The sequence below is a fragment of the Arenimonas daejeonensis genome, from assembly GCF_007993735.1.
Lineage (GTDB): Bacteria > Pseudomonadota > Gammaproteobacteria > Xanthomonadales > Xanthomonadaceae > Arenimonas > Arenimonas daejeonensis.
Map to the genome: position 1 here is coordinate 2,506,455 of NZ_CP042453.1, position 25,814 is coordinate 2,532,268.

A 25,814-nucleotide genomic window follows, 5' to 3' on the forward strand; every position below is an offset into this window, starting at 1 on the left:
CCATTGGGCCTGGGACCCACGTCGCCGCTAGAATCGCCCCCTGCCCCGACCCCCTGGAATTCGATGTCCCGCTGGCGGCCACCCTCCGAACATTCGACCGCGATCATCACCCGTGCCGGCTTCGAACGCCTTCGCGCCGAGCTTGACGAGCTCTGGCGCCTGCGCCGTCCGGAAGTGGTGAAGGCGCTGGCCGCCGCCGCGGCCGAAGGCGACCGCAGCGAAAACGCCGAATACACCTACCGCAAGAAGCAGCTCGGCGAGATCGACCGGCGTGTGCGTTACCTCAGCAAGCGGCTGGAGGTCCTCAAGGTCGCCGAGGGCCGCCCTTCCGACCCGGGCGCCGTGTTCTTCGGCGCGCGTTTCGAAATCGAAGACACGGACAGCGGCGAGACGGCGCGTTACCGCATCGTCGGCCCCGATGAAACCGACGCCAAGGCCGGCGACATCAGCGTGGATTCGCCGCTGGCGCGGGCGGCGCTGAAAAAACGCGTGGACGACGAGTTCGAAGTCGCCCTGCCCGCCGGGCCGCGGCGCTACGCCATCCTCGCCATCGGCTACGACTGATCAGCGGTAACCCGCGGCCTGCAGTTCGAACAGCTCGGCATACCGCCCCCGCTGCGCCAGCAGCTCCTCGTGCGTGCCCACCGCCTCGACCTGGCCCTGCTCCAGCACCAGGATGCGGTCGGCCATGCGCACGCTGGAGAACCGGTGCGAGATCAGCACCGCGGTCTTGCCGGCGCTGAGTTCCTTGAAGCGCTGGAACACCTCGAATTCCGAACGCGCATCCAGCGCCGCCGTCGGCTCGTCCAGGATCAGCAGCTGCGAATCGCGCATGTAGGCGCGCGCGATCGCCACTTTCTGCCACTCGCCGCCGGACAGGTCCATGCCGCTCTTGAAACGCTTGCCGATCACCTGGTCGTAACCGTTCGGCAACCTGTCGATGACCTCGTCGGCCAGGCTGCGCCGCGCGGCTTCGACGATGCGCTCGCGGTCGTTGCGCGCCTCGATGCGGCCAACCGCGATGTTCTCGGCGGCGGTCAGGTGGTAACGCACGAAGTCCTGGAAGATCACGCCGATGTTGGAGCGCAGCACGTCCAGGTCGTACTCGCGCAGGTCGTGGCCATCCAGCAGGATGCGGCCTTCGTCCGGGTCGTATAGCCTCGCCAGCAGTTTGACCAGGGTGGTCTTGCCCGCGCCGTTCTCGCCCACCAGGGCCAGCACCTCGCCCGCCTGGAGCGTGAAAGTGAGATGCCGTACCGCCCAGCGTTCCGCACCGGGATAGCGGAAGCCGACATTCTCGAACACGAAGCCTTCGCGGATCGCTGCCGGAAACGGCCGCGGCGCGGACGGCGAGGTGATTTCCGGCTCGATCTCGAAAAAGGAGAACAGGTCGTCCAGGTACAGCGCCTGCCCAGCCACCTGCGAGAACCCGACCAGCATGCCTTCCAGCAACTGGCGCAGGCGCCGGAAGCTGCCGGCAAGGAAAGTCAGGTCGCCGATGCTGAACTCGCCGCGCACCGTGCGCCAGGCGATGTAGGCGTAGGCGACGTAATACCCCAGCGTGCCGAAGGCCGTGAGCAGGCTGCCCCAACCGGCGCGCCGGATCGCCAGCGATCGGTTGGCCCGGTAGAACTGTTCCGACAGCTCCCGGAACCGCCCGATCAGGAAGCCGTGCAGGCCGAAGATCTTCACTTCCTTGGCGGTCTCGACGCTGGCGCCGGTCTGGCGGATGTATTCCAGCTCGCGTCGTTCGGGCGTCTTGGTGTAGTTGAGCGTGTAGTTGAGCGCGTTGAAGTGGGCTTCGCTCAGGAAGGCCGGCACCAGCGCCACCACCAGCAGCACGATCAGCCAGGGCGCGTAGACGATCAAGCCGGCGGCGAAGCTGACGATGGTCACCAGGGTCCTGGGCCTGGCCGAACAGCTGGCTCATCAGGGTCATGCGGCCCATGGTCTGGCGTCGGGCGCGGTCCAGGCGGTCCTGCAGTTCGCTGTCCTCGAAATCCTCCAGGTCGAGCGTGGCAGCGTGCTCCATCAGGCGCACGCTGGTGGCGTTGGTGAACAGTTCCGACAGCAGTGAGTCGAACAGCGACACCAGGCGCCCCAGCACGTCCGACAACACCGCCAGGCCGAACTCGAGCGCCAGCAGCCAGAACAGCGGCGCCAGCAGGCCGCTGTCCACCCACTCGCCCAGCGTGGCCAGCCCCGCGTCCAGCGACACCAGGCGCAGCGCCTCGTCGATGATGAGCTTGCCGACGTACAGCATCACCACCGGCAGCAGCGCGCGCACCAGGCGCAGGCCGAGCGTGGCCAGCGTCAGCGTTGGGCTGGTGTCCCAGATCTGGCGCAGGAAGGGGCGCAGGTTGCGCATCGCGTCCCAACGTTCACGCACGCTGGGGCGGGCGGCGCGATTGGGTTTGCCGATGGTTTCAGGCGCGGGCATCGACGACTCCCTGTGGCCTCGGGCCGATGCTCCGGGTCGGCAGCCGGTCCACCTACTCGCCGCCCAGGCCCAGCGTCGCCTCCGGCGAAGGCGCGTCTTCCATCCACACCGGCGTGGTCGGCACCGTTTCGCGGGTTTCCGGCTGCATGACGTAGGCCTCGTCGCCAGCGCCTTCGTTCACGACCCCGACCTGGCGCAGGCGCAGGCCGGTCAGGCGGTTGCTGCTGATCTTCAGCTGGTCGTGGTTGTTGGTGCGGCTGTAATAGGTCACGTCGTCACCGATCAGGCGCATGCGGTGTTCGGCCTTGTCGAAGCGGAAGCGGTAGGTGCTCGAGACCGCGCTGGTGCCGCCGGTGAGGTCCTCGACGACCAGCACACCCTTTTTCACCGACAGCGAGGCGTTGCCCAGCGGATAGGGGTCCATCGCCATCTCGCCGACCGGCTCGTGGCCGAAGTCGACCTCGGTGCGGTAGCCGAGCGCGACGACCAGGCGGCGGGTTTCCGCTTCGTCGTCGCGCATCACCGCGGCGGTGTCCAGGTCGCCGTCGCCATTGAGGTCGCCGTCGATGCGCGCCTCGACCCGTCCGGTGAACTGGTTGACCAGCATCTCGTCGGTCATGGGCTCCAGCACCGGCCGGGGGTCCGGCGGCGACTGGGCCGTGGCGGCCAGGGACAACGTCAACAGCAGCAGGACTGTCGGAAGGCGGCGCATGGCGGACTCCGGGGCGTGTGCCGGCACTCTAGCGCCGGAGCGGGCGCGCGGGAATCCGGTCAGTCTTCCTCGTCGCCCACCAGTCCGAACAGGTCGTGTTCGTCGCTGCCCATGATCCGGACCTCGCAGAAATCACCCGGTTTCAGGCCCGCGGCGGCACCGTCCTGGATCTGCACCAGGCCGTCGATGCCAGGGGCATCGGCTTTCGAACGACCGATCGCCAGCTCGCCGTCGATCTCGTCCACCAGCACGGTCTGCACGCTGCCGACCTTGCGCTCGAGCTTCTCGGCGCTGATCTGGGCCTGCAGTTCCATGAAGCGGGCCAGGCGCTCCTGCTTCACTTCCTCGGGCACGGCATCGGGCAGGTCGTTGGCCTTGGCACCGTCCACCGGCGAATAGGCGAAGGCGCCGACGCGGTCGAGCTCGGCCATGTCCAGGAACGACAGCAGCTGCTCGAATTCCTCGTCGGTCTCGCCCGGGAAACCGACGATGAAGGTGCTGCGGATGGTGATTTCCGGGCAGATCGCCCGCCAGCGCTGGATGCGCTCGAGCGTCTTGTCCACCGCGCCCGGCCGCTTCATCAGCTTGAGGATGCGCGGGCTGGCGTGCTGGAACGGGATGTCCAGGTAGGGAAGGATCTTGCCTTCCGCCATCAGCGGGATGATGTCGTCCACGTGCGGGTACGGATAGACGTAGTGCAGGCGGGTCCACAGGCCCAGCTCGGACAGGCCCTCGCACAGGCCCTTCATGCGGGTCTGGAAAGCCTTGCCGCGCCATTCGCGCTCGGCGTATTTCATGTCCACGCCGTAGGCGCTGGTGTCCTGCGACACCACCAGCAGTTCGCGCACGCCGCCACGCGCCAGCTTCTCGGCCTCGCGCAGCACCTCGTCCACCGGGCGCGACACAAGGTCGCCGCGCATGGACGGGATGATGCAGAAGCTGCAGCGGTGGTTGCAGCCCTCGGAAATCTTCAGGTAGGCGTAGTGCTTCGGGGTCAGCTTCAGGCCGTAGTCCGGCAGCAGGTCCACGAACGGGTCGTGCCGCGGCGGCAGCGCCGCATGCACCGCGTTCATCACGCTGCCGTAGTCCTGCGGGCCGCTGATGGACAGCACGTCCGGGTGGGCGGCGCGGATCTGCTCGGGCTTCTTGCCCAGGCAGCCGGTGACGATGACCTTGCCGTTCTCGGCCAGGGCCTCGCCGATCGCGTCCAGGCTCTCGGCCACGGCCGAGTCGATGAAGCCGCAGGTATTGACCACCACCACGTCGGCCGCATCGTAGCTGGGCACGATCTCGTAGCCCTCGACCCGAAGCTGGGTCAAAATGCGTTCGGAGTCTACGAGGGCTTTCGGGCAGCCGAGGCTGACGAAGCCCACCTTGGGGTGGCTGGCGGACATGGGCTGGGCCGTGGGGTCGGGGGCGCGGATTATAGCCCTCCCCGGCTCGCGCAGCCGGTGTAGGCTAGGCCCCGGACTGCTTGGGGGAGCGACCATGGGCCAGACGATCTCGATCAACACCCGCCACGGGCGCATCTCGGCCTGGCACGCCAAGCCACATGTCGCGCCCAAGGGCGCGCTGATCGTGGTGCAGGAGATCTTCGGGCTGAACTCGCACATCCGCCAGGTCGCGGACCGCTTCGCCAACTACGGCTACGTCACCATCGCCCCCGCCCTGTTCGATCTGGTGCACCCCGGAACCGAGCTCGGCTACGACGAGGCCGGGGTCGCCCGCGGCCGCGAGATCGTCGAGGAACTGGGCTTCAACGGCGCCCTGGACGGCGTGCGCGGCGCCTTCGACTTCCTCGAGGCGGAATTCAAGGTGGGCATCGTCGGCTATTGCTGGGGTGGCAGCGTCGCCTTCTACACCAATACCCGGCTCGGCCTGCCCGCGGTCAGTTATTACGGCGGCCGTACCGTGCCACTGCTGAAGGACCGGCCCAAGGCGCCGCTCATGCTGCATTTCGGCGAACACGACCCGATCATCCCGCCCGAAGACGTCGAAAAGCACCGCGAAGCCCTGACCTCGGCCGAAATCCATGTCTGGCCCGGCGCCGGCCACGGCTTCAACTGCGACCAGCGCGCCGACTACAACGCCGACGTGGCCGCGCAGGCCATGACCCGCACCCTGGGTTTCTTCCAGAAGACCCTGCGCTGAGATGAGCGAAGGTTTCGCGCTCGACCCGCGGCTGGCCGCCGACTCCGTGCTGGTCGCCGACGGCCCGCTGTCGCAACTGCGCCTGATGGACGACGCCCGTTTCCCCTGGCTGGTGCTGGTGCCGCGCCTGGCGGGCGCGGTCGAATGGCTGGACCTGGATGGCGGCGCACAGCGCCTGTTGCTGGCCGAGGTCAATCTGGCCGGGAAACTGCTGCGATCCCTCGGCCCGGTGCACAAGCTGAATATCGGTGCACTCGGCAACATCGTGCGCCAGCTGCACGTGCATGTGCTGGCGCGGCAGGAAGGTGATGCCGCGTGGCCCGGGCCGGCCTGGGGTTCCGGGGCTGCGTTGCGCTACGACGAAACGACGAGGCTGGCCCTGGTGGCGCGCTTGCGCCAGCATATGGATTCGCTGATCGAATCCTGAGGTAGCCCATGCGTTATCCCCGCACACTTGTCCTGGGTCTGGTCCTGGCCTCGTCCCCGGCGTTTTCCGCCAACTACGACAAACATGCCGCCGAGGCCTACACCAGCGGCTCGGCCGGTTACACGGTCTACGTGGACGTGACCTTCGGGATGCGCAAGCGCGTGGCCGCCAGCGAGCTCAACGATGCGCACAAGGCCTTCTCGGACCGGGGCTTCGAACCGGTGTCCGTGACCGACCACATCGAAAACGGCGACCTGCTGGGCTTTTTCGTCACCTACCGCCGCAAGGCAGGCTGATGCGGATCGCCGGGAGGACCTGACGCGAATGCGTCAAGTCCTCGGAAGCGTGACCCCGGTCTGCCCCTGGTACTTTCCGCCGCGGTCCTTGTACGAGGTCTCGCAGACTTCGTCGGACTGGAAGAACAGCATCTGGGCCACGCCCTCGCCCGCGTAGATCTTGGCCGGCAGCGGCGTCGTGTTGCTGAACCAGGGTCACGTGGCCTTCCCACTCGGGCTCCAGCGGCGTGACGTTGACGATGATGCCGCAGCGCGCGTAGGTGCTCTTGCCCAGGCAGACCATAAGGGTGTCGCGCGGGATCCGGAAGAATTCGACCGTGCGCGCCAGCGCGAACGAGTTCGGCGGGATGATGCAGACATCCGACACCACGTCCACGAAGCTGGTCGGGTCGAAATTCTTCGGATCAACAATCGTCGAGTTGATGTTGGTGAAGATCTTGAACTCGCGTGCGCAGCGCACGTCGTAGCCGTAGCTGGAGGTGCCGTAGCTGACGATGCGGTGGCCGTCGGCGGCGTGCTTGACCTGGCCGGGCTCGAAGGGTTCGATCATGCCCTGGCCTTCGGCCATGCGGCGGATCCACTTGTCGGACTTGATGCTCATGCGGGGCGGAGGCTCCGGGGCGAAAGCGGCGATTCTACTGGCTGGCCCGGCCTGGCGGCGATGCCGCCGGCTCCGGGTCGCGGAAGATCCGGAAGTGGCCGACCGGCGGCCAGGCGAACAGCACGTCCTCGACCCGGGCCCCGGCGCCGATGTTGTGCACGATCAGGGGCCGGTTCGAGCCGTCGAAGGTCCGGCGGTCCGAAACCACCCCGATGTGCGGCAAGCCGTTGGGCAGGCGCCAGCTGACCAGGTCGCCCGGCCGGTAAGCGGCGGGATCGGTCGTGACTGGCAGGGCGTGGCCGGCCCGGCGGGCCCAGGTCTCCAGGTTCGGCACCCGCCGGTGGTCGATGTTGCGGTCGGGCCGGGACAGGCCCCACAGCTGCGGATAGGCCGCGAAGTTCCGGCGCATGTCCTCGTTCACCGCCAGCTGCAGGTCCAGGCCGGCGGCACGGTAGGCCCGGATCACGACGTCGGTGCAGACGCCCCGGTCGGCCGGCACGTCCCCGCCCGGGTAGTCCAGGCGCACGTAGCTGCCGTCGTAGTGACGGGTCACACCGACCTGGGCATGGGCGGCCTTGAGGACCTGGGTGATTTCGGGGGGCTGGGCCTGGGCCAGGGTGGGCAGGAGCAGCAGGGCCGCCATGAACCAGCGACGCAAGGCCTCACCCCTCCCAGCCTCCCCCTGTCAGCAGGGGGAGGAGCAAGAGCACCCCTCCCCAGCCCTCCCTGCAAACAGGGGAGGGAGCATTGGCCCCTCCCCCTGCTGACAGGGGGAGGCCGGGAGGGGGCGTGCACTCGCCGCGGCCCATCAGGTGTTCTGGATCACGATGTTCGGGAACGAGATCGCCTTGTTGCGCGCCTGCAGCGAAAGTCGCGCCGCCGTGCGCCGGGCGATGTCGCGATAGGCCAGCGACAGCGGCGATTCCTGGTCGGCGGCCACGGTCGGCGCGCCCGAATCGGCCTGTTCGCGGATGCGGATGTCCAGCGGCAGCGCACCCAGCAGTGGCACATCGTACTGCGCGGCCATCTTCTCGCCACCACCGGCGCCGAACACGTGCTCGCTGTGGCCGCAGTTCGTGCATACGTGCACCGCCATGTTCTCGACGATGCCGAGCACCGGCACCTCGACCTTGCCGAACATCTGCAGGGCCTTGCGCGCATCGAGCGTGGCGATGTCCTGCGGCGTGGTGACGATCACCGCACCCGAAACCGGCACCCTCTGGGCCAGTGTGAGCTGGATGTCGCCGGTGCCCGGCGGCAGGTCGATGACCAGGTAATCCAGGCCCTGCCAACGGGTGTCGTTGAGCAGCTGCTGCAGCGCCTGGGTGACCATCGGGCCGCGCCAGATCATCGGCGTGTCCTCGCCGATCAGCAGGCCGATCGACATCGCCTGCAGGCCGTGATTGCGCTTGGGTTCGATCGACTTGCCGTCCGGGCTGTCGGGCCGGCCCTCCAGGCCCAGCATCTTGGGGATGGACGGGCCGTAGATGTCGGCGTCGAGCACGCCGACCGTGGCGCCTTCGGCCTGCAGCGCCAGGGCCAGGTTCACCGCCGTCGTGGACTTGCCGACGCCGCCCTTGCCAGAGGCGACGGCGATGATGTTCTTTACTTCCGGCAGCGGGGTCAGGTCCTTCTGCACGCGGTGCGCGAAGACACGGGAGGTCACCGACACCGTGGCTTTGGCCACGCCCGGCAGGGCTTCGACGGCGAGGCGCACCCGGTCGGCCAGGGCGGCATGCCAGCCGGCCGCGGGGTAACCCAACTGGATCTCGATGGCGACACGGTCGCCATCCACGCCGATGCCCCGCACGGCCTGGCTGCTGACCAGATCGGTGTCGGTGTGGGGGTCGTGGATGCCGGAGAGACAGGCGCGGACGCTGTCCTGGCTGGGGTTGCTCATGCGCTGGAAACCTCGGAAGAAAGCCGGCCAATTGTATCCGCATCGGCCTCGGCCCGCCCGCGGCCGGTCGGCTCTGCGATAATCGCGCCATGACTTCGACCGCACAGACCCCGACGCCGGCCCCCGCCCTCGTCACCACCGCCCTGCCCTACGCCAACGGCCCGCTGCACCTGGGTCACCTGGTGGGCTACGTCCAGGCCGACATCTGGGTGCGCGCGCGCCGCCTCGCCGGTGGAACCGTGCATTTCGTCTGCGCCGACGACGCCCACGGCACGCCGATCATGCTGGCCGCGGAAAAGGCCGGCCTGTCGCCCGAGGACTTCATCCGCGGCATGCAGGCCAGCCACGAGGCCGACTTCGCGGCCTTCGGCGTGGCCTTCGACCACTACCACTCGACCCATTCGGACGAGAACCGCGAGCTGGCCTCGCTGATCTACACCCGGCTGCGCGACGGCACGCATGGCGTGAATGCGATCGCGCGCCGTTCGATCCAGCAGCTGTTCGATCCCGAGCGGCAGATGTTCCTGCCCGACCGCTACATCAAGGGCGACTGCCCGAACTGCGGCAGCCCGGACCAGTACGGCGACAACTGCGAGGTCTGCGGCAAGGCGTATTCGCCGACCGACCTGAAGAACCCGCGCTCGGTGGTCTCGGGTGCGGTGCCGGAGCTGCGCGACTCGGAGCACTACTTCTTCGAACTGGGCAAGTTCGAGTCGTTCCTGCGCGACTGGCTGGCCGGCGACGTCGCCCACCCGGCGGTGAAGGCCAAGCTGGCCGAGTGGCTGGAAGGCGGCCTGCGCGACTGGGACATCAGCCGCGACGCGCCCTATTTCGGCTTCCCGATCCCGGACGCGCCGGGCAAGTTCTTCTACGTCTGGCTGGATGCGCCGATCGGTTACCTGGCCTCGTTCAAGGCCCTGTGCGACAGCGGCCGCGCCGATTTCGCCACCTTCACCGACGGTGCGCGCAACCGTACCGGCGAGACCGAGATGCACCACTTCCTCGGCAAGGACATCATCAACTTCCACGGCCTGTTCTGGCCGGCGATGCTGCACGGCGCCGGCTTCCGCGAGCCGACCGCGCTGCACGTCAACGGCTACCTGACGGTGAACGGCGCGAAGATGAGCAAGTCGCGCGGCACCTTCGTGATGGCGCGCACCTACCTCGACGCCGGGCTCAACCCCGAGTACCTGCGCTACTACTTCGCGGTGAAGACCGGTGCGGGCGTGGTGGATCTGGACCTGAACCTCGACGATTTCGTCGCGCGCGTAAACTCCGACCTGGTCGGCAAGTTCGTCAACATCGCCAGCCGTTGCGCGGGTTTCATCTCGAAGCGCTTCGACGGGCAACTGGCAGCAGCGTTGCCGGACCCGGCGATGTACACGCGTTTCGTCACCGGCGTGAATGAGATCGCCACCAGCTACTCCCGCGACGAGTTCGGCCAGGCCATGCGCCAGGTGATGGCGCTGGCCGATGAGGCCAACCGCTACATCGACGAGCGCAAGCCCTGGGTGATCGCCAAGCAGGAAGGCGCCGACGCCGAGTTGCAGGCCGTATGCACGCAGGGCCTGAACCTGTTCCGCCTGTTGGCCGCCGCGCTCAAGCCCGTACTGCCCGACACCGTCGCGCGCGCCGAATCCTTCCTGCGCGCACCCGTGCAGCACTGGGACGACATCGCCCAGCCGCTGACCGCCCACACCATCGCCCCTTCGAAGCGCTGATGACGCGCATCGACCCCAAGCAGATCGAAACCATGACCGATGCCAGCAAGGAAGACCTCAAGCCCGCCGAACCCCTGACCCAACCGACGAAGCCTGTGGGAGGGACTTCAGTCCCGAACAAGGCCGCCGGAACGGTCGGGACTGAAGTCCCTCCCACAGCTTTCATCGGCATCGAGGATTTCGCGAAGCTCGACCTGCGCATCGGCACCGTGCTCGAGTGCGGCTTCGTCGACGGTTCCGACAAGCTGCTGCGTTTCCTGCTCGACGCCGGCGAACTCGGCCAGCGCCAGATCTTCTCGGGCATCCGCGGCAGTTACGGCGAGCCGGAGAAGCTGGTCGGCCGCAAGGTCGTCTTCATCGCCAACCTGGCGCCGCGCAAGATGCGCTTCGGCCTGAGCGAGGGCATGATCCTGTCCGCCGGTTTCGACGGTGGCGAGCTCGCCCTGCTCGATGCCGACGCCGGCGCGCTGCCCGGCATGCCGGTGCGGTAAGCGCGCATGGACGAAATCGCCCTGCTGCTGGTCGGCGCGGTCTTCGTCAACAACTTCGTGCTGGTGAAGTTCCTCGGGCTGTGCCCGTTCATGGGCGTGTCGCGCAAGCTCGACGCCGCCTACGGCATGGCCCTGGCCACCGGCTTCGTGCTCACGCTTTCCTCGGCGCTGGCCTGGATGGTGCACCACTGGCTGCTGCTGCCGCTGGGGCTGGAGTACCTGCGCACGCTGGGTTTCATCCTGGTGATCGCCGCCGTGGTGCAGTTCACCGAGATCGTGATGAACCGGCAGAGCCCGCGCCTGTACCGCGTACTGGGCCTGTACCTGCCGCTGATCACCACGAACTGCGCGGTGCTGGGCGTGGCCCTGCTGAACGTGCAGGCGCGGCATACGCTGTTCGAGTCGGTGCTGTACGGCTTCGGCGCGGCACTGGGTTTCGGTCTGGTGCTGGTGCTGTTCTCGGCCATGCGCGAGCGGCTGGAAACCGCCGACGTGCCGGCCGCCTGGCGTGGCGCACCGATCGCCCCGGGTGACCGCGGGCCTGATGTCGCTGGCCTTCCTCGGCTTCTCCGGCCTGGTGCCGGCCTGACATGACCACCGCGGTGCTGGTGGTGGTGGCGCTGGCGGCCCTGCTGGGCGCCCTGCTGGGCTGGGCTGCGCGCCGGTTCCGGGTCGCGTCCGACCCGATGGTGGAACGCATAGACCGCCTGCTGCCGCAGACCCAGTGCGGACAATGCGGTTTCCCGGGCTGCAAACCCTATGCGAAGGCGATCGCCGCCGGCGAAGCCGACATCGACCAGTGCCCGCCCGGCGGCGAAGCCGGCGTCAGGGCACTCGCGGAGCTGCTGGGCCGCGAACCGAAGCCGGTGAACCCGCAGAACGGCACCGAAAAACCGCCGGTGGTGGCGCTGATCGTCGAGGACGACTGCATCGGCTGCACCAAGTGCATCCAGGCCTGCCCGGTGGACGCCATCGTCGGCGGACCCAAGCTGATGCACACGGTGATCGCCGAACTGTGCACCGGCTGCGAACTCTGCCTGCCGCCCTGCCCGGTGGACTGCATCGTGCTGGTGCCGCCGGTGCCCAGGCCGGGCGAGATCCGCTGGCCCCGCCCGGCAAGGGGCGGGACCGCGGGCTGATTCAGAGGCGCTCGACCTTGTAGCCCTTGTCGCGCAGCAGCTCCACCACGCCATCCTCGCCGAGCAGGTGCAGGGCACCGACCACGACCAGGGTTTCGTCCTCGGCCTCGTCATCGAGCATGGCCTGCAGGCGCGGCAACCAGGCCAGGTTGCGGTCGTGGTTCAGGCGCTTGTACAGCGCCGGGTATTCGGCCTTGAGCTCCGCGCCGGTTTCCTCGAACAGGGCCTCGTCGTCGCCCGCACGCCACAGCGCGTGCATGCGTTCGATCTCGCCCTGCATCTCGGCCACCTCTTCCAGCGTGTCTTCCAGCGCCTGGCGCTGTTCCTCGGCGCTCATGCCGTCGAACAGCGCGATCTGCTGGTCGAAGGTCTCGAGGCCGCGGGTGGGTTTGCCGGCCTCGCCGGCGCGGTCGGCGAAATGTTTGTCCAGGCCAAGTTCCGGGTTCAGCCCCAGCATCTGCATCTCCGTGATGCTGACCACCAGGCTGACGAACCAGGCTTCCATCGGCTGGAAGTTTTCCAGAGGAATACTGCGGCGGGCCGCGTAGGCCTCCAGCTTGCTCCAGACGTCGGGCGGCAGGGACTGCTGCAGCGTGCTGCCGTCGGTGCGCATCGCCGCCTGGGCCATGCGGGCAGGCCCGGCCGGATCTGCCATCTCGGCGGGCGACAACTCGAACACCACCTGTTCGGCATCATCGAAGGCGGCGTCGGTGCTGGACGCCAACGGGTAGTCGGCGGGCTTGAGCAGGTGGAAGGAACCGAGCAGGTAGATCGAGTTGTCGCCGTCGCTGACTTTCCACAGCAGCGGACGCGGCGGCTCGGCCCATGCCGTGCCGGCGAGGGAGAGGGACAACAGTGCGGCGATCCAGCGTTTGGACATGCTCGGTTCCTTGGGTGGAGGAATCATTCCGGGAAAGGACGCGGTTTCTTCTCGCCGGCCTCGACCCGCAGGTCCAGCCGGTTCTCCGGCAGCGGCATCGGGCAGGTCGAGAACGGCGTGAAGGCGCAGGGCGGGTTGTAGGCCTTGTTGAAGTCGAGCACGGTGGTGCCGTCGGACCCGGCCGGGTCGGCATAGACCATGCGCGAGGCGGCATAGGTCTCGTGGCCGCTGGTGCGGTCGGCGAAGGTGAAGAACAGCCGGCCATCGCCTTCGTCCACCGCCTCCATGCGGAACGACTTGCCGTCCTTCTCGAAGCTCAGCGTGCCGGGGTTGGCGAATTTCTCGATCATGCCCAGCACGTTGACGATCTCGACCGTCTGGCCGGGCGGATGCGCCTCGAACCGGGCGACGATGCGCATGTCCGGATTGATGTCGAAATAGTCCAGCCCCGGGAAGGCCGTGCGGGTGCGTGCGAACGCGTTGCGCACCCTCAGCCCGTAGCGGCCGGCGCGTTCGATCAGGATGAAGCTGGCGTCGCCCTTGTTGAAGGCGACCACCGTCGCCGTGCCGCGGGTATCGGGCACCAGCGTGACCAGCGCCTCGGCCTCCGGCACCTGGCCGTCGATGGTGACTTCAGTCTCGACGCCGGGGTGCAGCTTCAGCGTCGCCAAGCCGTCCTTGCCCAGGCTGAGCATGCCCAGCTGCGCGGGGCCGACCGCCAGCCGCGTGCCGTTGTCCTGCGCGCTGCCGACGTAGGTGGCGCCTGGCGCCAGCCAGTGCATGCCCACCAGGGACAGCCAGCCGTCGGGGCGCTGCAGGCGCGCAAGGCGCTCGTCGCGCCAGGCCAGGATCTCGCCTTCGTATTGCAGGCGTGCGGCTTTGGCCGCGCGGGCTTCGGCTTCGGCCTGGGCAGCTTCCTGTCCACCGCCGCCGCAGGCGGCCAGCACCAGGCTCGTGGTCATCGTCATCATCAGCACTCGCAGCTTCATCAACGTCCCCTCAGGAACAGGCGGTCCAGTTCGGCCTTGGTCAACTGCACCCAGGTCGGCCGGCCATGATTGCATTGGCCGCTGCGCTCGGTGGATTCCATGTCGCGCAACAGTGCGTTCATCTCCGGCAGGCTCAGCCGGCGGTTGGCGCGCACCGAGGTGTGACAGGCCAGGGTGGACAGGAGTTCATTGCGGGCCTCCTCGAGCTTGCGGCTGCTGCCGTGCTCGCGCAGGTCGGAAAGCACGTCCAGCACCAGCGCCTTCGGGTCGAGGTCGGCCAGCAGGGTCGGTACGCTGCGCACGCTCAGGGCCTGCGGGCCGGCGCGACGCAGCTCGAAGCCGTAGCCGGCGAGAGTGTCGGCATGCTGTTCGGCCAGGTCGGCCTCGCGCTCGGACACCGCCAGCGACAGCGGCACCAGCAGCGGCTGCGAGCGGATGCCCTCGCCGTCGCGGGCGGCCTTGAGGCGTTCGTAGGTGATGCGTTCGTGCGCGGCGTGCATGTCCACCAGGATGAGGCCCTGGGCGTTCTCGGCGAGTACGAAAATGCCGTGAAGTTGTGCCAGCGCATAGCCCAGCGGCGGCGCTTCGGCCTCATTGGCCGCCGGTATCGGCGCCGACGCCGGCCCGGAGGACGGACCGCCATAGAGCGCGGCATAGCCGGCCAGGGTGTCGCGCACCGGCAGGCCCAGGCCACCTGGGCCGGAGCGCCCCAGCCCGGCGGCGAAGAAGCCCCGGTCACCGGCAGACCGACATCGTGTCCAGCCGCCAGCCCGGCCCGGGTCGACGCCAGCGCCTCGTGCAGCGTGCGGTAGATGAACTCGTGCACCAGCCGCTGTTCGCGGAAACGCACCTCGTGTTTGGCCGGGTGCACGTTCACGTCCACCTGCCGCGGGTCGCATTCCAGGAACAGTACGAACGCCGGATGCCGGCCATGGAACAGCACGTCCGCATACGCCTGCCGCACCGCATGCGCGACAGTGCGATCGCGCACCGCGCGGCCGTTGACGTAGAAATACTGCTGGTCGGCACTGGAGCGCGCCGCGGTCGGCAGCCCGACCCAGCCGTGCAGCCGCAGCCCGGCACCGGCATGTTCGATCTGCAGGCACTGCGCCGTGAACTCCTCGCCAAGCGCCTCGGCCACGCGCCGCGCGCGTTCGGCACCGTCGCGCACCGGCTTGTAGTGACGCGACAGGCGGCCGTTGTGGCTGATGCGCAGTTCGACGTGCGGACGCGCCAGTGCCAGCGAGCGCAGCCACTCTTCGATGTGGCCCAGCTCGGTGCGTTCGGCGCGCAGGAACTTGCGCCGCGCGGGTACGTTGTAGAACAGGTCGCGCACTTCCACCGTGGTGCCGACCGGATGCGGGAACGGCTGCGGTGGCGCGACCTTGCCGCCCTCCACTTCCAGCCGCACGCCATGTTCCTGCGCCGACGTGCGCGAGTTCAGCGCGAAACGGCTGACCGAGGCGATCGAAGGCAGTGCCTCGCCGCGGAAGCCCAGCGTCGCGACTTCCTCGAGATCGTCGAGTGAGCCGATCTTGCTGGTGGCGTGGCGCGAGATCGCCAGCGGCAGTTCGTCGGCCGGAATGCCGCCACCGTCATCGCGGATCCGGATCAGGCGGATGCCGCCTTCCTCCAGGTCGATGTCCACGCGGGTGGCGCCGGCGTCGAGCGCGTTCTCCACCAGTTCCTTGACCACCGAGGCCGGGCGTTCGACCACCTCGCCCGCGGCGATCTGGTTGACGAGGGTGTCGGGAAGCTGCTGGATCGGCACGGCCTGGCGGGTCTCGGGGCAACGAGACCGGATGATAGCAGCGGCGGCCGGTTTACTCGGGAAGCGAGGCGACGGTCGTGGCGGCCATCGGGATGGTCAGGCGCTCGCCGATGCGCACGGTGTCGCCCTTGAGCTTGTTGGCGGTCCGGATGGTGTTCATCGGCACGCCGTGGCGGGCCGCGATCAGACTCAGGGTCTCGCCGCGGCTGACCACGTGCTGGCGGCTGCCGCCGAACTGGCCCTGGTGGGCGGCATACCAGGTGCCCGGAGGCGCCTGGTTGGCGAAATAGCCGCGCACGCCGCTGACGATGGCCGCGGCCATGCGGCTGCGGTACGCCGGGTCGCTGAGCTTGGCCTCTTCGCCCGGGTTGGAGATGAAACCGGCCTCGACCAGCATCGAGGGCACGTCGGGCGAACGCAGCACCACGAAGTTGGCGCGTTCGATCTGCGGCTTGTGCGCCTTGCCGACCTGCTTGAGTGCGGCCAGCACTTCGCTGGCGACGTCGTCGGATACGCGCATCGTGGCGTTCTGTGAAAGATCCAGCAGCACAGCGGCGAGGTTCTTGTCGCGGGCATCGAGTTCGACGCCGCCGACCAGGTCGGCCGCGTTTTCCTGGTCGGCCAGCCAGCGCGCCGCTTCCGAGGAAGCACCGCGCAGCGACAGCACGTACACCGACGCGCCGCTGGCGGCGCGGTTGTGGGCGGCATCGGCGTGCAGGGAAATGAACAGGTCGGCCTGCGCTTCGCGGGCGATCATGTAGCGCTGGTCCAGCGGGATGAACACGTCGCGGTCGCGCACCAGGAAGGCCTGCATGCCCGGGTCGGCGTTGATCTGCGCGGCGAGTTCGCGCGCCGCGGCCAGCGTGATGTTCTTTTCGTACTTGCCGGTCGGGCCGATCGCGCCCGGGTCCTGCCGCCGTGGCCGGCGTCGATGGCGATGATCAGCTTGCGCTGGCCGGTGCCGATGACGTCCTGCACGGTGCGCGCCGGCGCCGGCTTGCCGGCGACCGTGTCGGTGTCGGTGAACAGTTCAAGCACCAGGCGCGCGCTGTTGCCATGGCGCTCGATGCGGCTGCGCGGCTTCACCTCTCGGCCCAGGTCGAGCACGACGCGCAACTGGTTGTCGGCCGGCTTGCCGGTGCGCACGCCGGCGACCACGCCGTTCGGCGCCGGCGCCTTGTAACCGCCCGCCAGCGAGCTGCCGGAAAGATCCAGCACCAGGCGATCGGGATTGGATAGGGTGAAAAGCTTGTAGTCGGCGGTATCGGTGAGCTCGAGCACCGCCCGGGTGCCGGTCTCGCCTTCGACCAGGGTCACGCCCTTGAGCTGGGCCGCCTGGGCGCCGGACGCGGCCAGACCCAGCAGGGTCGAAACGATCAGCAGCAGGGCAAGATTCCGGCGCATGGGCGGGATTGAACCACCGGGCCACGGCAAAAGCAAGAAATTTCCTTTGGAATCCGGGACCTGCCAAACCTTCCTCGGATTCGGTTCAGAAGACGCCCGGAGAAGCTGTCATTCCGGGCCCCGGCCGAGCCTGTCCAGCCAGGCCCGGCCGGCCCCGGTCCCCGCCTGGAGGCGGGCACGGCGCCCTGCCCCCTCGGTCGCCAGCTGCAGCCGCAGGTCCGGGGCCGGCAGGCTGCCGGCCCCACGCTCAGGCCATTCCACCAGCCACAGGGTGGCGTCGGCCGCCAGGTCGTCCAGGCCCAGGAAGTCCAGTTCGGCGGCGCCCGCCAGGCGGTACAGGTCCAGGTGCGCGGCTTCCCCGCCGGGGACCGGATAACGCTCGATCAGGGTGTAGGTCGGGCTCTTGATCGCCCCCGTTACGCCCAGCGCGCGCAACCAGGCGCGGGCCAGGGTGGATTTCCCGGCGCCGAGCTCGCCTTCCAGACCACGGCGCGCTCCGGCTGCGTCCGCGCCAGGGCGGTGGCCAGGGCTTCGGTGGCGTCCGGGTCGGGCAGCAGGCGGTCGGGGTTCATTCGGGATTGGCCATGCGGCGCAGGTGGGGAAACAGATCGGAAGGCAGCAGGCCGCGTTCGCCGCCGATGCGGGCGGCGGCATCCCCGGCCGCCGCATGCAGCAGCGCACCGGCCACCGCGGCCTGGAACACCGGCAAGTGCTGCGCCTGCAGCGCCGCGATCACGCCCGACAGCACGTCGCCCATGCCGCCCGTGGCCATGCCGGGATTTCCGGCGGCGATCACCGCCGGGATTTCACCGGGCGCGGCGACGATCGTGCCGGCGCCCTTGAGCACCACCACGCAACGGAACTTCTGCGCCAACGCCTCGGCAGCACCGAAACGGTCGGCCTGCACCTCACGCTTGTCCTTGCCCAGCAGGCGCCCGGCCTCGCCCGGATGCGGCGTGATCACCGCACCAGGCACGGCGTGCGGTTCCTCGGCGAGCAGATTGAGTGCATCGGCGTCCAGCACCAGCGGCTTGTCCGCCGCCAGCGCGGCGCGATAGAGACTGCGGCCCCACGCCCCCTGCCCCAGCCCGGGCCCGACCGCCAGCACCGTGGCGCGCTCCAGCAGTGGCAGTAACGCCTCCACGCTTTCGACCGCGTGCGTCATCGCTTCCGGGCGCGCCGCGACCAGGGCCGCGACACCGGCGCTGCGCGTGGCCACGCTGGCCAGGCCGACCCCCGTGCGCAACGCACCCTCCGCGCACAGGCGCACCGCCCCGCCCATGCCCACTTCACCGCCGATGCACAGGACATGGCCGTGTTCGCCCTTGTGTGCGTTCGCATGCCTGGGCGTCAGCCAGCGGGCCAGGCCGTCCGGGCGGCACAACCAGGCCGCCGGCACGAACTCGTCGAAGACGCCGAACTTCAGGTCGAGGCGATCCAGCAGGACCTCACCGTCGAAGTCGCGGGCCATGCCGGTGTAGAGGCCGCGTTTGGCCGCAATGAAGCTGAGCGTGACGTCGGCGCGCACGGCAACGCCCGCGGCGTGGCCGGTGTCGGCATCCAGGCCCGAGGGCACGTCCAGCGACAGCACCGGCACGCGGCTGGCATTGATGCGTTCGATCATCGCCCGCGACGCCTCCGACGGCGCCCGCGCCAGGCCCGTGCCGTAGAGCGCGTCCACCCAGAGCCCGGCTTCGGGCAGCAGGCCGTCGAAGCTGGCCACGGCACCCCGGCCGCGCGCCAATCGGCCAGGGCCTGTCGCGCTTCGGGACTGCGGGGCGTGGCGCCCGGCGGCGTCACCACGTGCACGCTGCAGCCGGCCGCATGCGCCAGCCGCGCCAGCACGTATCCGTCGCCGCCATTGTTGCCCGGACCGCAGGCGATGCCGATGCGGCGCACCGCCGGCCAGCGCTGCTGCACCAGGCGCCAGGCGGCGGAGGCGGCCCGCGTCATCAGCTCGTAGCCGGACAGCTCCAGCACCTCGATGGCGTGGTCGTCCATGGCCCGCACCTGGGCCGGGCGGTACAGCGGCAGCAGTTCGCTCATGGCGGGATTCTATACTTGCCCCCGTGCACGACCTCGCCGCCCTGACCGAACGCATCAAACGCTGGAGCCGGGAACTGGGCTTCCAGCAGACCGGCGTGGCCGGCATAGCCTGGGCGAGGACGAGGCGCACCTGCGCGACTGGCTGGCCAGGGGCCAGCACGGCGACATGGACTACATGGCCCGCCACGGCGACAAACGCACGCGGCCCGATCAGCTGGTGCCGGGCACCCTGCGCGTGATTTCGGTGCGCATGGACTACGGCACCGGCGACGATGCCGCGGCCTGGGCGACGCTGGAAGACGGCGAACGCGCCTACGTCGCCCGCTACGCGTTGGGACGCGACTACCACAAGGTGATGCGCAACCGGCTGCAGAAACTCGCCGACCGGATCGCCGCCGACATCGGTCCGTTCGGCTATCGCGCTTTCGTGGATTCGGCGCCGGTGCTGGAGCGTGCACTGGCGCGCGACGCCGGCTTGGGCTGGATCGGCAAGCACAGCTGCCTGATCAACAAGGACGCCGGCAGCTGGTTTTTCCTGGGCGAGATCTACACCGACCTGCCGCTGCCGGTGGATACGCCGGCCAGCGCGCACTGCGGCACCTGCACGCGCTGCATCCAGGTGTGCCCGACCGGCGCCATCGTCGCGCCCTACCGCGTGGATGCGCGCCGCTGCATCAGCTACCTGACGATCGAACTCAGGGAATCGATTCCCGAGGAACTGCGGCCGCTGGTCGGCAACCGCGTGTTCGGCTGCGACGACTGCCAGTTGGCCTGCCCCTGGAACAAGTTCGCCGTGCGCAGCGACGAGTCCGATTTCCGGGTCCGGCACGGGCTGGACCAGGCCAGCCTGGTCGAGCTGTTCGCATGGAGCGAAGAGGAATTCCTGCGCAACACGGAAGGCTCGGCGATCCGCCGCACCGGCTACGAAGGCTGGCTGCGCAATATCGCCGTGGCCTGGGCAATGCCGCCGGCACGCCGCAGGTGCTGCAAGCGCTGGCTTCGCGCCGTGACCATCCCAGCGCGCTGGTGCGCGAGCACGTGGCCTGGGCGCTGGCCCGCCACGCGCATTGATCCCGGCGTTCAACGCCGGGCGCGGATCTCCGCGAGCAGGGCACGGGTGACCGGATCGGCCGGCTCGGTCTCGCCGGCGACCGCCGGCAACAGTTCGTTGGCGATGCGCTTGCCCAGCTCCACGCCCCACTGGTCGAAGGCGTTGATGCCCCAGAGCACCGACTGCACGTAGACGCTGTGCTCGTACAGCGACAGCAGCGCGCCGAGCGAACGCGGACTCAGTTCATCGAGCAGGAACAGCGTGGAAGGCCGCCCACCGGGATAGCGCTTGTTGCCGTCGCTCGAGCCGGCGCCGTTCGCCAGCGCCTCCGCCTGCGCCAGCAGGTTGGACAGCAGCACGGCGTGGTTCTCGGCGTAACCGTGGTTGGGGCGCACCACGCCGATGAAATCGGACGGCACCGGATCGCAGCCCTGGTGCAGCGCCTGGAAAAACTGTGCTGGACCGTGGTGCCCGCCCCACCCCACAGCACCGGCACGGTCGCCGTCGCCACCGGGCTGCCGTCGGCGTGCACGGACTTGCCCAGGCTTTCCATCACCAGTTGCTGCAGATAGGCCGGCAACAGCGCCAGGCGTTCGTCGTAGGGAAGCACGGCCTGGCTGACGTAATCGAGCCCGTTGTGGTTCCAGATGGCCGCCAGCGCATGCCAGACCGCCAGGTTGGCCTCGGGCGGCGACTGCAGCACGTGCGCGTCCATCTCCGCCGCACCGTCCAGCAGCCGGGCGAAACCCTCGCGACCGATCGCCAGCTGCAGGGCGAAACCCACCGCCGACCAGAGCGAGAACCGGCCGCCGACCCAATCCCACATCGGCAGCACGCGTCGCGCCGCGACGCCGAACGCGCCGGCCCGGTCGACATTGGCGCTGATCGCGTACAAGCGCTCGCCGCCGCCCATCCACTCGCGCAGCAAGGCGCCGTTGAGCAGCGTTTCCTGCGTGCTGAAGCTCTTGGACACCAGGATCGCCGCCGTGCGCGCCGGATCCAGGCCGCGCACCAGGTGCTGCACGGCACTGCCGTCCACGTTGCTGAGGAAATGGATGCGGAAACGGCCGTCGTGGTAGTCCTTCAGCGCATCCACCGCCAACCTCGGCCCGAGGTCGGACCCACCGATGCCGACATTGACGATGTCGGTGACACCGCTCGCCGCGAGTTCGTCATGCAGGGCGTCCATGCGCACCCGCACCGCCAGTGCGTCCCGGTGCGCCGATTCGGCCAGGGCGCCGATGCCCAGGTTGCCGCGCAACGCGGTGTGCAGGGCCGGCCGCGCTTCCGACACGTTGACGTCCGCGCCGTCGAACAGCGCCCGGATCGCCGCCGGCACCTCCGCCTGGCGCGCGAGGTCGAGCAACATTCCGAACGCTTCCCTGTCGAAGTGCTGGCGCGCGAAGTTCGCATGGATCGGGCCGACCCGCAGCGACAAATCGGCGCTGCGGCCGGGCGTATCCAGGTTCAGTTGCCGCAGCGTCGTCGCCGAGCTGCGCTGCGCTTCGCGCCTGAGCATCTGCCAGTGGCTGGGGGTCAGCATTCGGAATCCTTGCCGTTGGGGGCGAAATCCGGCGCCCGCGTCAGGGGCCGTCGAACTCGAGGTTGTCGATCAGGCGGGTGCGGCCCAGGCGCGCGGCGATCAACGCCAGCAGGCCGGTCTCGTCGGGCGACTTTGGCCGCGACAGGTCGGCGCGCCGCACTTCGGTGTAGTCCACGCTGAAGCCCGCCGCCTCCAGCCGTGCGGTGGCCTCGTCCTCGATGCCGGCGATCGGCAGGCCCTGGGCGTGCGGCGTCGCGCATGAACAGCAGCGTCTGGTGGATGCGCGTCGCGGTCTGGCGCTCGTCACCCTGCAGGTACTGGTTGCGCGAACTCATGGCCAGGCCATCGGATTCGCGCAGGGTCGGTGCCGGGATGATCTCGACCGGGAAGCTCATCTCGCGGGCCATGTAGCGGATCACCTGCAGCTGCTGGTAGTCCTTGCGGCCGAACACCGCCAGGTCGGGCTGCACCATGTTGAACAGGCGCGCCACCACCTGCGCCACGCCATTGAAATGGCCGGGCCGGAACGCGCCGTCGAGGATGTCGGTGATGCCCGGCACGTGCATCTGCACGCAGGCCATGGTGCCGTAGGGATACATCTGCTCGACCGGTGGCAGGAACAACGCGTCGCAGCCACGTTCGGCCAAGCCGTTGATGTCGCTGTCGGGCGTGCGCGGGTAACGCGCGTAGTCCTCGTTCGGCCCGAACTGGGTCGGATTGACGAAGATGCTGGCGACCACGCGATCGGCATGCCGGCGCGCCAGGTCGATCAGCGCATGGTGGCCGGCGTGCAGGTTGCCCATGGTCGGTACGAAACCGACGCTGGCGCCTTCGCGCCGCCATTGCCTGATCTGTGCGCGCAACGCGGCCAGCGTGGTGTGGGTCTGCATGTGTCTTCAGTATCCGTGTTCGGGACCGGGGAATTCGCCGCTGCGCACGGCGGCCGCATAGGCCTGGAAAGCGCCCAGGACGGAGCCGCCCGTGGCCAGGAAATCCTTGACGAAACGCGGCCGGCGATGGCCGCTGTTCATGCCCAGCAGGTCGTGCATCACATAGGATCTGGCCATCGCAGGCCGGCCCGGCGCCGATGCCGATGGTGGGGATGGCGATGGCCGCGGTGATTTCCGCCGCCAGCGCCGAGGGTACGCATTCGAGCACCAGCAGGTCGGCGCCGGCATCGGCGACCGCCCTGGCGTCGGCCAGCAGTTTTTCGCCGCGGCGGCTTCCTTGCCCTGCACCTTGTAACCGCCCAGGCGCAGCACCGACTGCGGCGTCAGGCCCAGATGGGCGCAGACGGGAATCTCGCGCTCGGACAGGAAGCGGATCACGGCGAGCTTGTGGTCGGCACCTTCCAGCTTGACCATCGCCGCGCCCGCCTGCAGGCAGCGCGTGGAGGCTTCGAGTGCACGCTCCGGCGTGGCATCGGCCTGGAACGGCAGGTCCGACATAAGGAAGGCGGAGGTCAGGCCCGCCGCGACGCAGCGCGTGTGGTAGACGATGTCGTCCACCGTCACCGGCAGCGTGCTGTCGTGGCCCTGGCAGACCATGCCCAGGAGTCGCCGACCAGCACCAGGTCGATGCCGGCCTCGTCGACGCTGCGGGCGAAGCCGGCGTCATAGGCGGTCAGCGAGACGATGCGCCGGCCTTCGGCCTTCATCTGGCGCAGGGCCGGTACCGTCAGGCGCGTGCGCGCCGTGGTCTTGGGGTCGTTCGCGTACATGGCGGTGGCCCGGGGTGGGGACGCCTAAGGTATCGCTTCGATGCCTGCGGTATCCACCGCCGCGAGCAGGTCCCTGACCACGCCGCGACCGGGTACGGTCAGCCCGGGTGCGATTTCCGCCAGCGGTACCAGCACGAAGGCGCGTTCGTGCAGGCGCGGGTGCGGCAGGCTCAGGCCGGCCTCGTCGATCACCTCGTCGCCGTACAGCAGCAGGTCGAGGTCGAGCACGCGCGGGCCCCAGCGGTCTTCCGGGCGACGCACGCGTCCGAAACGCTGTTCGATCTCCAGCAGCGAATCCAGCAGCACGCGCGCGACCATGCGGGTCTGCAGTTCAACCACGGCGTTGAGGAAGTCCGGCTGGTCGGTGCGGCCCCAGGCCGGCGTGCGATAGAGCGCCGACTGGCGGCGGATGGTGGTCTGCGGCAACGCGTCCACCGCCCACAGCGCCTCGGTGAGCGTGGTCTCGACATCGCCCTCGTTGCCGCCGAGGCCGACGAAGGCGCGGATCGGCGCGTCCGGCCTCATTCCGCGGCGCCCTCGCCTCCGCCGGGTTTGCGGCGGCGGCGACGTTTGCGCGGGGCATCGGCGGACGTGTTGTCGTTGCCGGCGGGTTCGCCTTCGGCGCGGGCGCGACGCGGCGCTTTCGACTCAGGCGTTCGGCCAGCTGCTCCGGTGCCTGGGCCTGGGCCTCGCGCCAGAAGGCCAGGTCATCGGCGACATCGGGCGCAGCGCTGGCGCGCAGTTCGAGGAAATCGTAGGCGGCGCGGAAACGCGGATGCGACAACAGGCGGAACACGCGTTTCTTCACCCGCTGGTTGAAACGCGGCTGCAGCAGCCAGATCTCCTGCATCGGCATCGAGAAGCGCCGCGGCAGCGCGATGCGCTGGGCCTGGTGCAGGGTGACGCGGTCGGCGGCGCGCTGCTGCGCCACCAGCGGGTCGGTGCCGCCCTTCTGCAGCACCGCCAGCTCGCGGCAGTACGCCGGCCACAGCAGGGCCGCGAACAGGAAGGCCGGCGTCACCGGCTTGTCCTCGGCGATGCGCTTGTCGGTATTGCGCAGGGCCTGCAGCAGCATGGCGCGCAGGGCGCCGCTGCGGTTGGTCTCCAGCGCGACGGCGGTCTCGGGGAACAGCGCCGGCAGCAGGCCGTGGTCTTCCAGCGTCGTGAAGCTGGCTTCGGCGTGGCCGGCCAGGAACATCTTCAGGCATTCGTCGAACAGGCGCGCGGGCGGCGCCGCCGACAGCAGGGGCGCCAGTTCGGGTATCGGTGCGGCCGCATCCGGCGCGATGCTGAAACCGAGCTTCGCGGCCAGGCGCGCCGCGCGCAGCATGCGCACCGGATCCTCGCGGTAGCGTTCGACCGGGTCGCCGATCAGGCGCAGCACGCGGTCCTGGCAGTCCTGGTAACCGCCGACATAATCACGCACCGAGAAATCCTCGATGGCGTAATACAGGGCATTGGCGGTGAAGTCGCGACGGACCGCATCGTCCTCGATCGTGCCGTAGACGTTGTCGCGCAGCAGGCGGCCGCCGTCCTCGGTCTCGCGGTCGCCGCTGCCGTCGTCGATGTTGGCGCGGAAGGTGGCCACCTCGATGATCTCGCGGCCATAGACCACGTGCGCCAGCCGGAACCGGCGGCCGATCAGCCGGCAATTGCGGAACAGCGCCTTCACCTGTTCGGGCGTGGCGTCGGTGGCGACGTCGAAGTCCTTGGGATGCCCGCCGACCAGCAGGTCGCGCACGGCGCCGCCCACCAGGTAACTGGAAACCACCCTCTCGCAGGCGGTAGAGCACGCGCAACGCGTTCGGACTGATGTCCTTGCGGGAAATGCCGTGCTCGGCGCGCGGCACGATCAGGGGTTGGGTCGGAATGGCGATACGGGTGTCCGTCATGGGGGCGAGGCGGCGCGGGGTCCTTGCGCGGCGGCGGGCGGCGGGCCGGATTGCTTCCCGGCGGCGGTCAAGCCGGCTATACTAGCGCCCGTCCTGCAGCTTCGCCATCCGCGCTCCCTTCGTCTAGTGGCCTAGGACACGGCCCTCTCAAGGCTGGAACAGGGGTTCGAGTCCCCTAGGGAGCGCCATCATTCCGAAGGCCCGGCCATTGCCGGGCCTTCTTCTTTCCGGACACCGGCGCTGGGCGCAGCATCGCGCTGCGGCTAGAATCCACGCCATCCGAACGCCCGCGAGTCCCGGCCATGCCCTTTGTCGTCATCGAGAACTGCATCCGCTGCAAATACACCGACTGCGTCGAGGTCTGCCCGGTGGACTGCTTCCACGAGGGCCCGAACTTCCTTGGTGATCGACCCGGAAGAATGCATCGACTGCACCCTGTGCGAGCCCGAATGCCCGGCCAAGGCGATCTACCCGGAAGATGACGTGCCCGCGGGCCAGGAAGGTTTCATCGCCCTCAATGCCGAACTGTCGAAGGCCTGGCCGGTGATCACCACCCGCAAGGACCCGCTGCCCGACGCCGCCGAGTGGGACGGCAAGACCGGCAAGCTCGACGAACTCCAGCGCTGAAGCCCGGCGCAAC

The 25,814-nt window shown here is 69.1% G+C and carries 17 protein-coding genes, 1 tRNA gene and 12 pseudogenes; 10 read left to right on the forward strand and 20 right to left on the reverse strand.

What is annotated here, in order from left to right:
• Positions 1–63 precede the first annotated feature (63 nt).
• Positions 64–564, forward strand: a complete 501-nt coding sequence (greB, locus tag FRZ33_RS12200) for a transcription elongation factor GreB (protein ID WP_146909956.1) — start codon at positions 64–66, stop codon at positions 562–564.
• On the opposite strand, the pseudogene FRZ33_RS12205 reads toward greB, so the two are convergent.
• The 3 genes and pseudogenes from FRZ33_RS12205 to rimO all read right to left on the reverse strand — a co-directional run bounded on the left by FRZ33_RS12205 (position 565) and on the right by rimO (position 4,546).
• Positions 565–2,440: pseudogene (locus FRZ33_RS12205) on the reverse strand (ABC transporter ATP-binding protein).
• Positions 2,441–2,492: 52 nt separating this feature from the next.
• On the reverse strand, positions 2,493–3,152 hold the full coding sequence (locus FRZ33_RS12210; protein WP_146909958.1) for a hypothetical protein: 660 nt from the start codon (positions 3,150–3,152) through the stop codon (positions 2,493–2,495).
• A 59-nt stretch (positions 3,153–3,211) separates the two neighbouring features.
• Positions 3,212–4,546 carry a 30S ribosomal protein S12 methylthiotransferase RimO gene (gene rimO / locus FRZ33_RS12215; protein ID WP_146909960.1) on the reverse strand — a complete coding sequence of 445 codons (1,335 nt, stop codon included), beginning with the start codon at positions 4,544–4,546 and terminating at the stop codon, positions 3,212–3,214.
• A 94-nt stretch (positions 4,547–4,640) separates the two neighbouring features.
• On the opposite strand from rimO, the gene FRZ33_RS12220 reads away from it, so the two are divergent.
• The 3 genes from FRZ33_RS12220 to FRZ33_RS12230 are packed head-to-tail and all read left to right on the forward strand — an operon-like array spanning position 4,641 to position 6,026.
• Complete coding sequence (locus FRZ33_RS12220; protein WP_146909962.1) at positions 4,641–5,303, forward strand: dienelactone hydrolase family protein; 663 nt, start codon at positions 4,641–4,643, stop codon at positions 5,301–5,303.
• Between the two features lies 1 nt (position 5,304).
• Positions 5,305–5,730 carry an HIT domain-containing protein gene (locus FRZ33_RS12225; protein WP_146909964.1) on the forward strand — a complete coding sequence of 142 codons (426 nt, stop codon included), beginning with the start codon at positions 5,305–5,307 and terminating at the stop codon, positions 5,728–5,730.
• Positions 5,731–5,738: 8 nt separating this feature from the next.
• Entirely contained in the window at positions 5,739–6,026 is a 288-nt protein-coding gene (locus tag FRZ33_RS12230; protein ID WP_146909965.1) for a hypothetical protein, read from the forward strand.
• A gap of 33 nt (positions 6,027–6,059) precedes the next feature.
• On the opposite strand, the pseudogene dcd reads toward FRZ33_RS12230, so the two are convergent.
• The 3 genes and pseudogenes from dcd to apbC all read right to left on the reverse strand — a co-directional run bounded on the left by dcd (position 6,060) and on the right by apbC (position 8,527).
• A pseudogene (gene dcd / locus FRZ33_RS12235) lies at positions 6,060–6,627 on the reverse strand (dCTP deaminase).
• Between the two features lie 34 nt (positions 6,628–6,661).
• On the reverse strand, positions 6,662–7,285 hold the full coding sequence (locus FRZ33_RS12240) for a DUF1287 domain-containing protein (RefSeq protein WP_227977853.1): 624 nt from the start codon (positions 7,283–7,285) through the stop codon (positions 6,662–6,664).
• A gap of 150 nt (positions 7,286–7,435) precedes the next feature.
• Positions 7,436–8,527: an iron-sulfur cluster carrier protein ApbC gene (apbC, locus tag FRZ33_RS12245; protein WP_146909967.1), complete on the reverse strand. Its 1,092-nt coding sequence runs from the start codon at positions 8,525–8,527 to the stop codon at positions 7,436–7,438.
• Positions 8,528–8,616: 89 nt separating this feature from the next.
• On the opposite strand from apbC, the pseudogene metG reads away from it, so the two are divergent.
• The 3 genes and pseudogenes from metG to rsxB all read left to right on the forward strand — a co-directional run bounded on the left by metG (position 8,617) and on the right by rsxB (position 11,878).
• Positions 8,617–10,739, forward strand: a pseudogene (gene metG, locus FRZ33_RS12250) (methionine--tRNA ligase).
• A 6-nt stretch (positions 10,740–10,745) separates the two neighbouring features.
• Positions 10,746–11,333: an electron transport complex subunit RsxA gene (rsxA, locus tag FRZ33_RS12255; RefSeq protein ID WP_343195849.1), complete on the forward strand. Its 588-nt coding sequence runs from the start codon at positions 10,746–10,748 to the stop codon at positions 11,331–11,333.
• Positions 11,330–11,878 (forward strand): electron transport complex subunit RsxB, encoded by a 549-nt coding sequence (rsxB, locus tag FRZ33_RS12260; RefSeq protein WP_146909969.1) that lies wholly within the window; start codon positions 11,330–11,332, stop codon positions 11,876–11,878. Before rsxA ends, rsxB begins: the two co-directional genes overlap by 4 nt.
• A gap of 1 nt (position 11,879) precedes the next feature.
• Here the strand turns inward: rsxB and FRZ33_RS12265 are convergent, their stop codons facing one another.
• The 8 genes and pseudogenes from FRZ33_RS12265 to FRZ33_RS17980 all read right to left on the reverse strand — a co-directional run.
• Positions 11,880–12,758 carry a TraB/GumN family protein gene (locus tag FRZ33_RS12265; RefSeq protein ID WP_227977855.1) on the reverse strand — a complete coding sequence of 293 codons (879 nt, stop codon included), beginning with the start codon at positions 12,756–12,758 and terminating at the stop codon, positions 11,880–11,882.
• A 23-nt stretch (positions 12,759–12,781) separates the two neighbouring features.
• On the reverse strand, positions 12,782–13,747 hold the full coding sequence (locus FRZ33_RS12270; protein ID WP_227977856.1) for a DUF1684 domain-containing protein: 966 nt from the start codon (positions 13,745–13,747) through the stop codon (positions 12,782–12,784).
• Positions 13,747–15,518: pseudogene (gene mutL, locus FRZ33_RS12275) on the reverse strand (DNA mismatch repair endonuclease MutL). Before mutL ends, FRZ33_RS12270 begins: the two are co-directional and overlap by 1 nt.
• A 52-nt stretch (positions 15,519–15,570) precedes the next feature.
• Positions 15,571–16,386: an N-acetylmuramoyl-L-alanine amidase gene (locus FRZ33_RS16415; protein ID WP_227978343.1), complete on the reverse strand. Its 816-nt coding sequence runs from the start codon at positions 16,384–16,386 to the stop codon at positions 15,571–15,573.
• A complete protein-coding gene (locus FRZ33_RS16420) occupies positions 16,272–16,922 on the reverse strand; it encodes an AMIN domain-containing protein (RefSeq protein WP_227977857.1) in 651 nt (216 codons plus the stop codon). The genes FRZ33_RS16415 and FRZ33_RS16420 overlap by 115 nt, the downstream gene beginning before the upstream one ends.
• Before the next feature lie 108 nt (positions 16,923–17,030).
• A pseudogene (gene tsaE, locus FRZ33_RS12285) lies at positions 17,031–17,494 on the reverse strand (tRNA (adenosine(37)-N6)-threonylcarbamoyltransferase complex ATPase subunit type 1 TsaE).
• Positions 17,491–18,393 (reverse strand): NAD(P)H-hydrate dehydratase, encoded by a 903-nt coding sequence (locus tag FRZ33_RS17975; RefSeq protein ID WP_484463048.1) that lies wholly within the window; start codon positions 18,391–18,393, stop codon positions 17,491–17,493. The pseudogene tsaE and the gene FRZ33_RS17975 overlap by 4 nt, the downstream one beginning before the upstream one ends.
• A gap of 72 nt (positions 18,394–18,465) precedes the next feature.
• Positions 18,466–18,968: pseudogene (locus FRZ33_RS17980) on the reverse strand (NAD(P)H-hydrate epimerase); the annotation flags it as partial.
• A gap of 11 nt (positions 18,969–18,979) precedes the next feature.
• On the opposite strand from FRZ33_RS17980, the pseudogene queG reads away from it, so the two are divergent.
• Positions 18,980–20,039, forward strand: a pseudogene (gene queG, locus FRZ33_RS12295) (tRNA epoxyqueuosine(34) reductase QueG).
• Positions 20,040–20,048: 9 nt separating this feature from the next.
• Here queG and pgi read toward each other — a convergent pair.
• From pgi to pcnB, 6 genes and pseudogenes are all read right to left on the reverse strand, one after another.
• Positions 20,049–21,562: pseudogene (gene pgi / locus FRZ33_RS12300) on the reverse strand (glucose-6-phosphate isomerase).
• 40 nt (positions 21,563–21,602) lie between these two features.
• Positions 21,603–22,452: pseudogene (panC, locus tag FRZ33_RS12305) on the reverse strand (pantoate--beta-alanine ligase).
• Between the two features lie 6 nt (positions 22,453–22,458).
• The gene (locus FRZ33_RS17985; protein ID WP_484463044.1) at positions 22,459–22,740 is read right to left on the reverse strand and encodes a 3-methyl-2-oxobutanoate hydroxymethyltransferase; all 282 of its coding nucleotides are present in this window, start codon (positions 22,738–22,740) and stop codon (positions 22,459–22,461) included.
• Positions 22,667–23,282: pseudogene (gene panB, locus FRZ33_RS12310) on the reverse strand (3-methyl-2-oxobutanoate hydroxymethyltransferase); the annotation flags it as partial. The pseudogene panB and the gene FRZ33_RS17985, both read right to left, overlap by 74 nt.
• A 24-nt stretch (positions 23,283–23,306) precedes the next feature.
• A complete protein-coding gene (folK, locus tag FRZ33_RS12315; RefSeq protein WP_146909972.1) occupies positions 23,307–23,807 on the reverse strand; it encodes a 2-amino-4-hydroxy-6-hydroxymethyldihydropteridine diphosphokinase in 501 nt (166 codons plus the stop codon).
• A gap of 153 nt (positions 23,808–23,960) precedes the next feature.
• A pseudogene (gene pcnB, locus FRZ33_RS12320) lies at positions 23,961–25,174 on the reverse strand (polynucleotide adenylyltransferase PcnB); the annotation flags it as partial.
• Positions 25,175–25,286: 112 nt separating this feature from the next.
• On the opposite strand from pcnB, the gene FRZ33_RS12325 reads away from it, so the two are divergent.
• Positions 25,287–25,362, forward strand: a tRNA-Glu gene (locus tag FRZ33_RS12325).
• A 114-nt stretch (positions 25,363–25,476) separates the two neighbouring features.
• A pseudogene (gene fdxA / locus FRZ33_RS12330) lies at positions 25,477–25,801 on the forward strand (ferredoxin FdxA).
• Positions 25,802–25,814 lie beyond the last annotated feature (13 nt).

What these genes read in the sequence shown, in the direction of transcription:
- greB (WP_146909956.1), top strand. Translation starts at nt 64, where the DNA reads ATGTCCCGCTGGCGGCCACCCTCCGAACATTCGACCGCGATCATCACC.
- FRZ33_RS12210 (WP_146909958.1), bottom strand. Translation starts at nt 3,152, where the DNA reads ATGCGCCGCCTTCCGACAGTCCTGCTGCTGTTGACGTTGTCCCTGGCC.
- rimO (WP_146909960.1), bottom strand. Translation starts at nt 4,546, where the DNA reads ATGTCCGCCAGCCACCCCAAGGTGGGCTTCGTCAGCCTCGGCTGCCCG.
- FRZ33_RS12220 (WP_146909962.1), top strand. Translation starts at nt 4,641, where the DNA reads ATGGGCCAGACGATCTCGATCAACACCCGCCACGGGCGCATCTCGGCC.
- FRZ33_RS12225 (WP_146909964.1), top strand. Translation starts at nt 5,305, where the DNA reads ATGAGCGAAGGTTTCGCGCTCGACCCGCGGCTGGCCGCCGACTCCGTG.
- FRZ33_RS12230 (WP_146909965.1), top strand. Translation starts at nt 5,739, where the DNA reads ATGCGTTATCCCCGCACACTTGTCCTGGGTCTGGTCCTGGCCTCGTCC.
- apbC (WP_146909967.1), bottom strand. Translation starts at nt 8,527, where the DNA reads ATGAGCAACCCCAGCCAGGACAGCGTCCGCGCCTGTCTCTCCGGCATC.
- rsxA (WP_343195849.1), top strand. Translation starts at nt 10,746, where the DNA reads ATGGACGAAATCGCCCTGCTGCTGGTCGGCGCGGTCTTCGTCAACAAC.
- rsxB (WP_146909969.1), top strand. Translation starts at nt 11,330, where the DNA reads ATGACCACCGCGGTGCTGGTGGTGGTGGCGCTGGCGGCCCTGCTGGGC.
- FRZ33_RS12265 (WP_227977855.1), bottom strand. Translation starts at nt 12,758, where the DNA reads ATGTCCAAACGCTGGATCGCCGCACTGTTGTCCCTCTCCCTCGCCGGC.
- FRZ33_RS12270 (WP_227977856.1), bottom strand. Translation starts at nt 13,747, where the DNA reads ATGAAGCTGCGAGTGCTGATGATGACGATGACCACGAGCCTGGTGCTG.
- FRZ33_RS16420 (WP_227977857.1), bottom strand. Translation starts at nt 16,922, where the DNA reads ATGCGCCGGAATCTTGCCCTGCTGCTGATCGTTTCGACCCTGCTGGGT.
- FRZ33_RS17975 (WP_484463048.1), bottom strand. Translation starts at nt 18,393, where the DNA reads ATGGCCCGCGACTTCGACGGTGAGGTCCTGCTGGATCGCCTCGACCTG.
- FRZ33_RS17985 (WP_484463044.1), bottom strand. Translation starts at nt 22,740, where the DNA reads ATGCCGGCGCCGACCTGCTGGTGCTCGAATGCGTACCCTCGGCGCTGG.
- folK (WP_146909972.1), bottom strand. Translation starts at nt 23,807, where the DNA reads ATGAGGCCGGACGCGCCGATCCGCGCCTTCGTCGGCCTCGGCGGCAAC.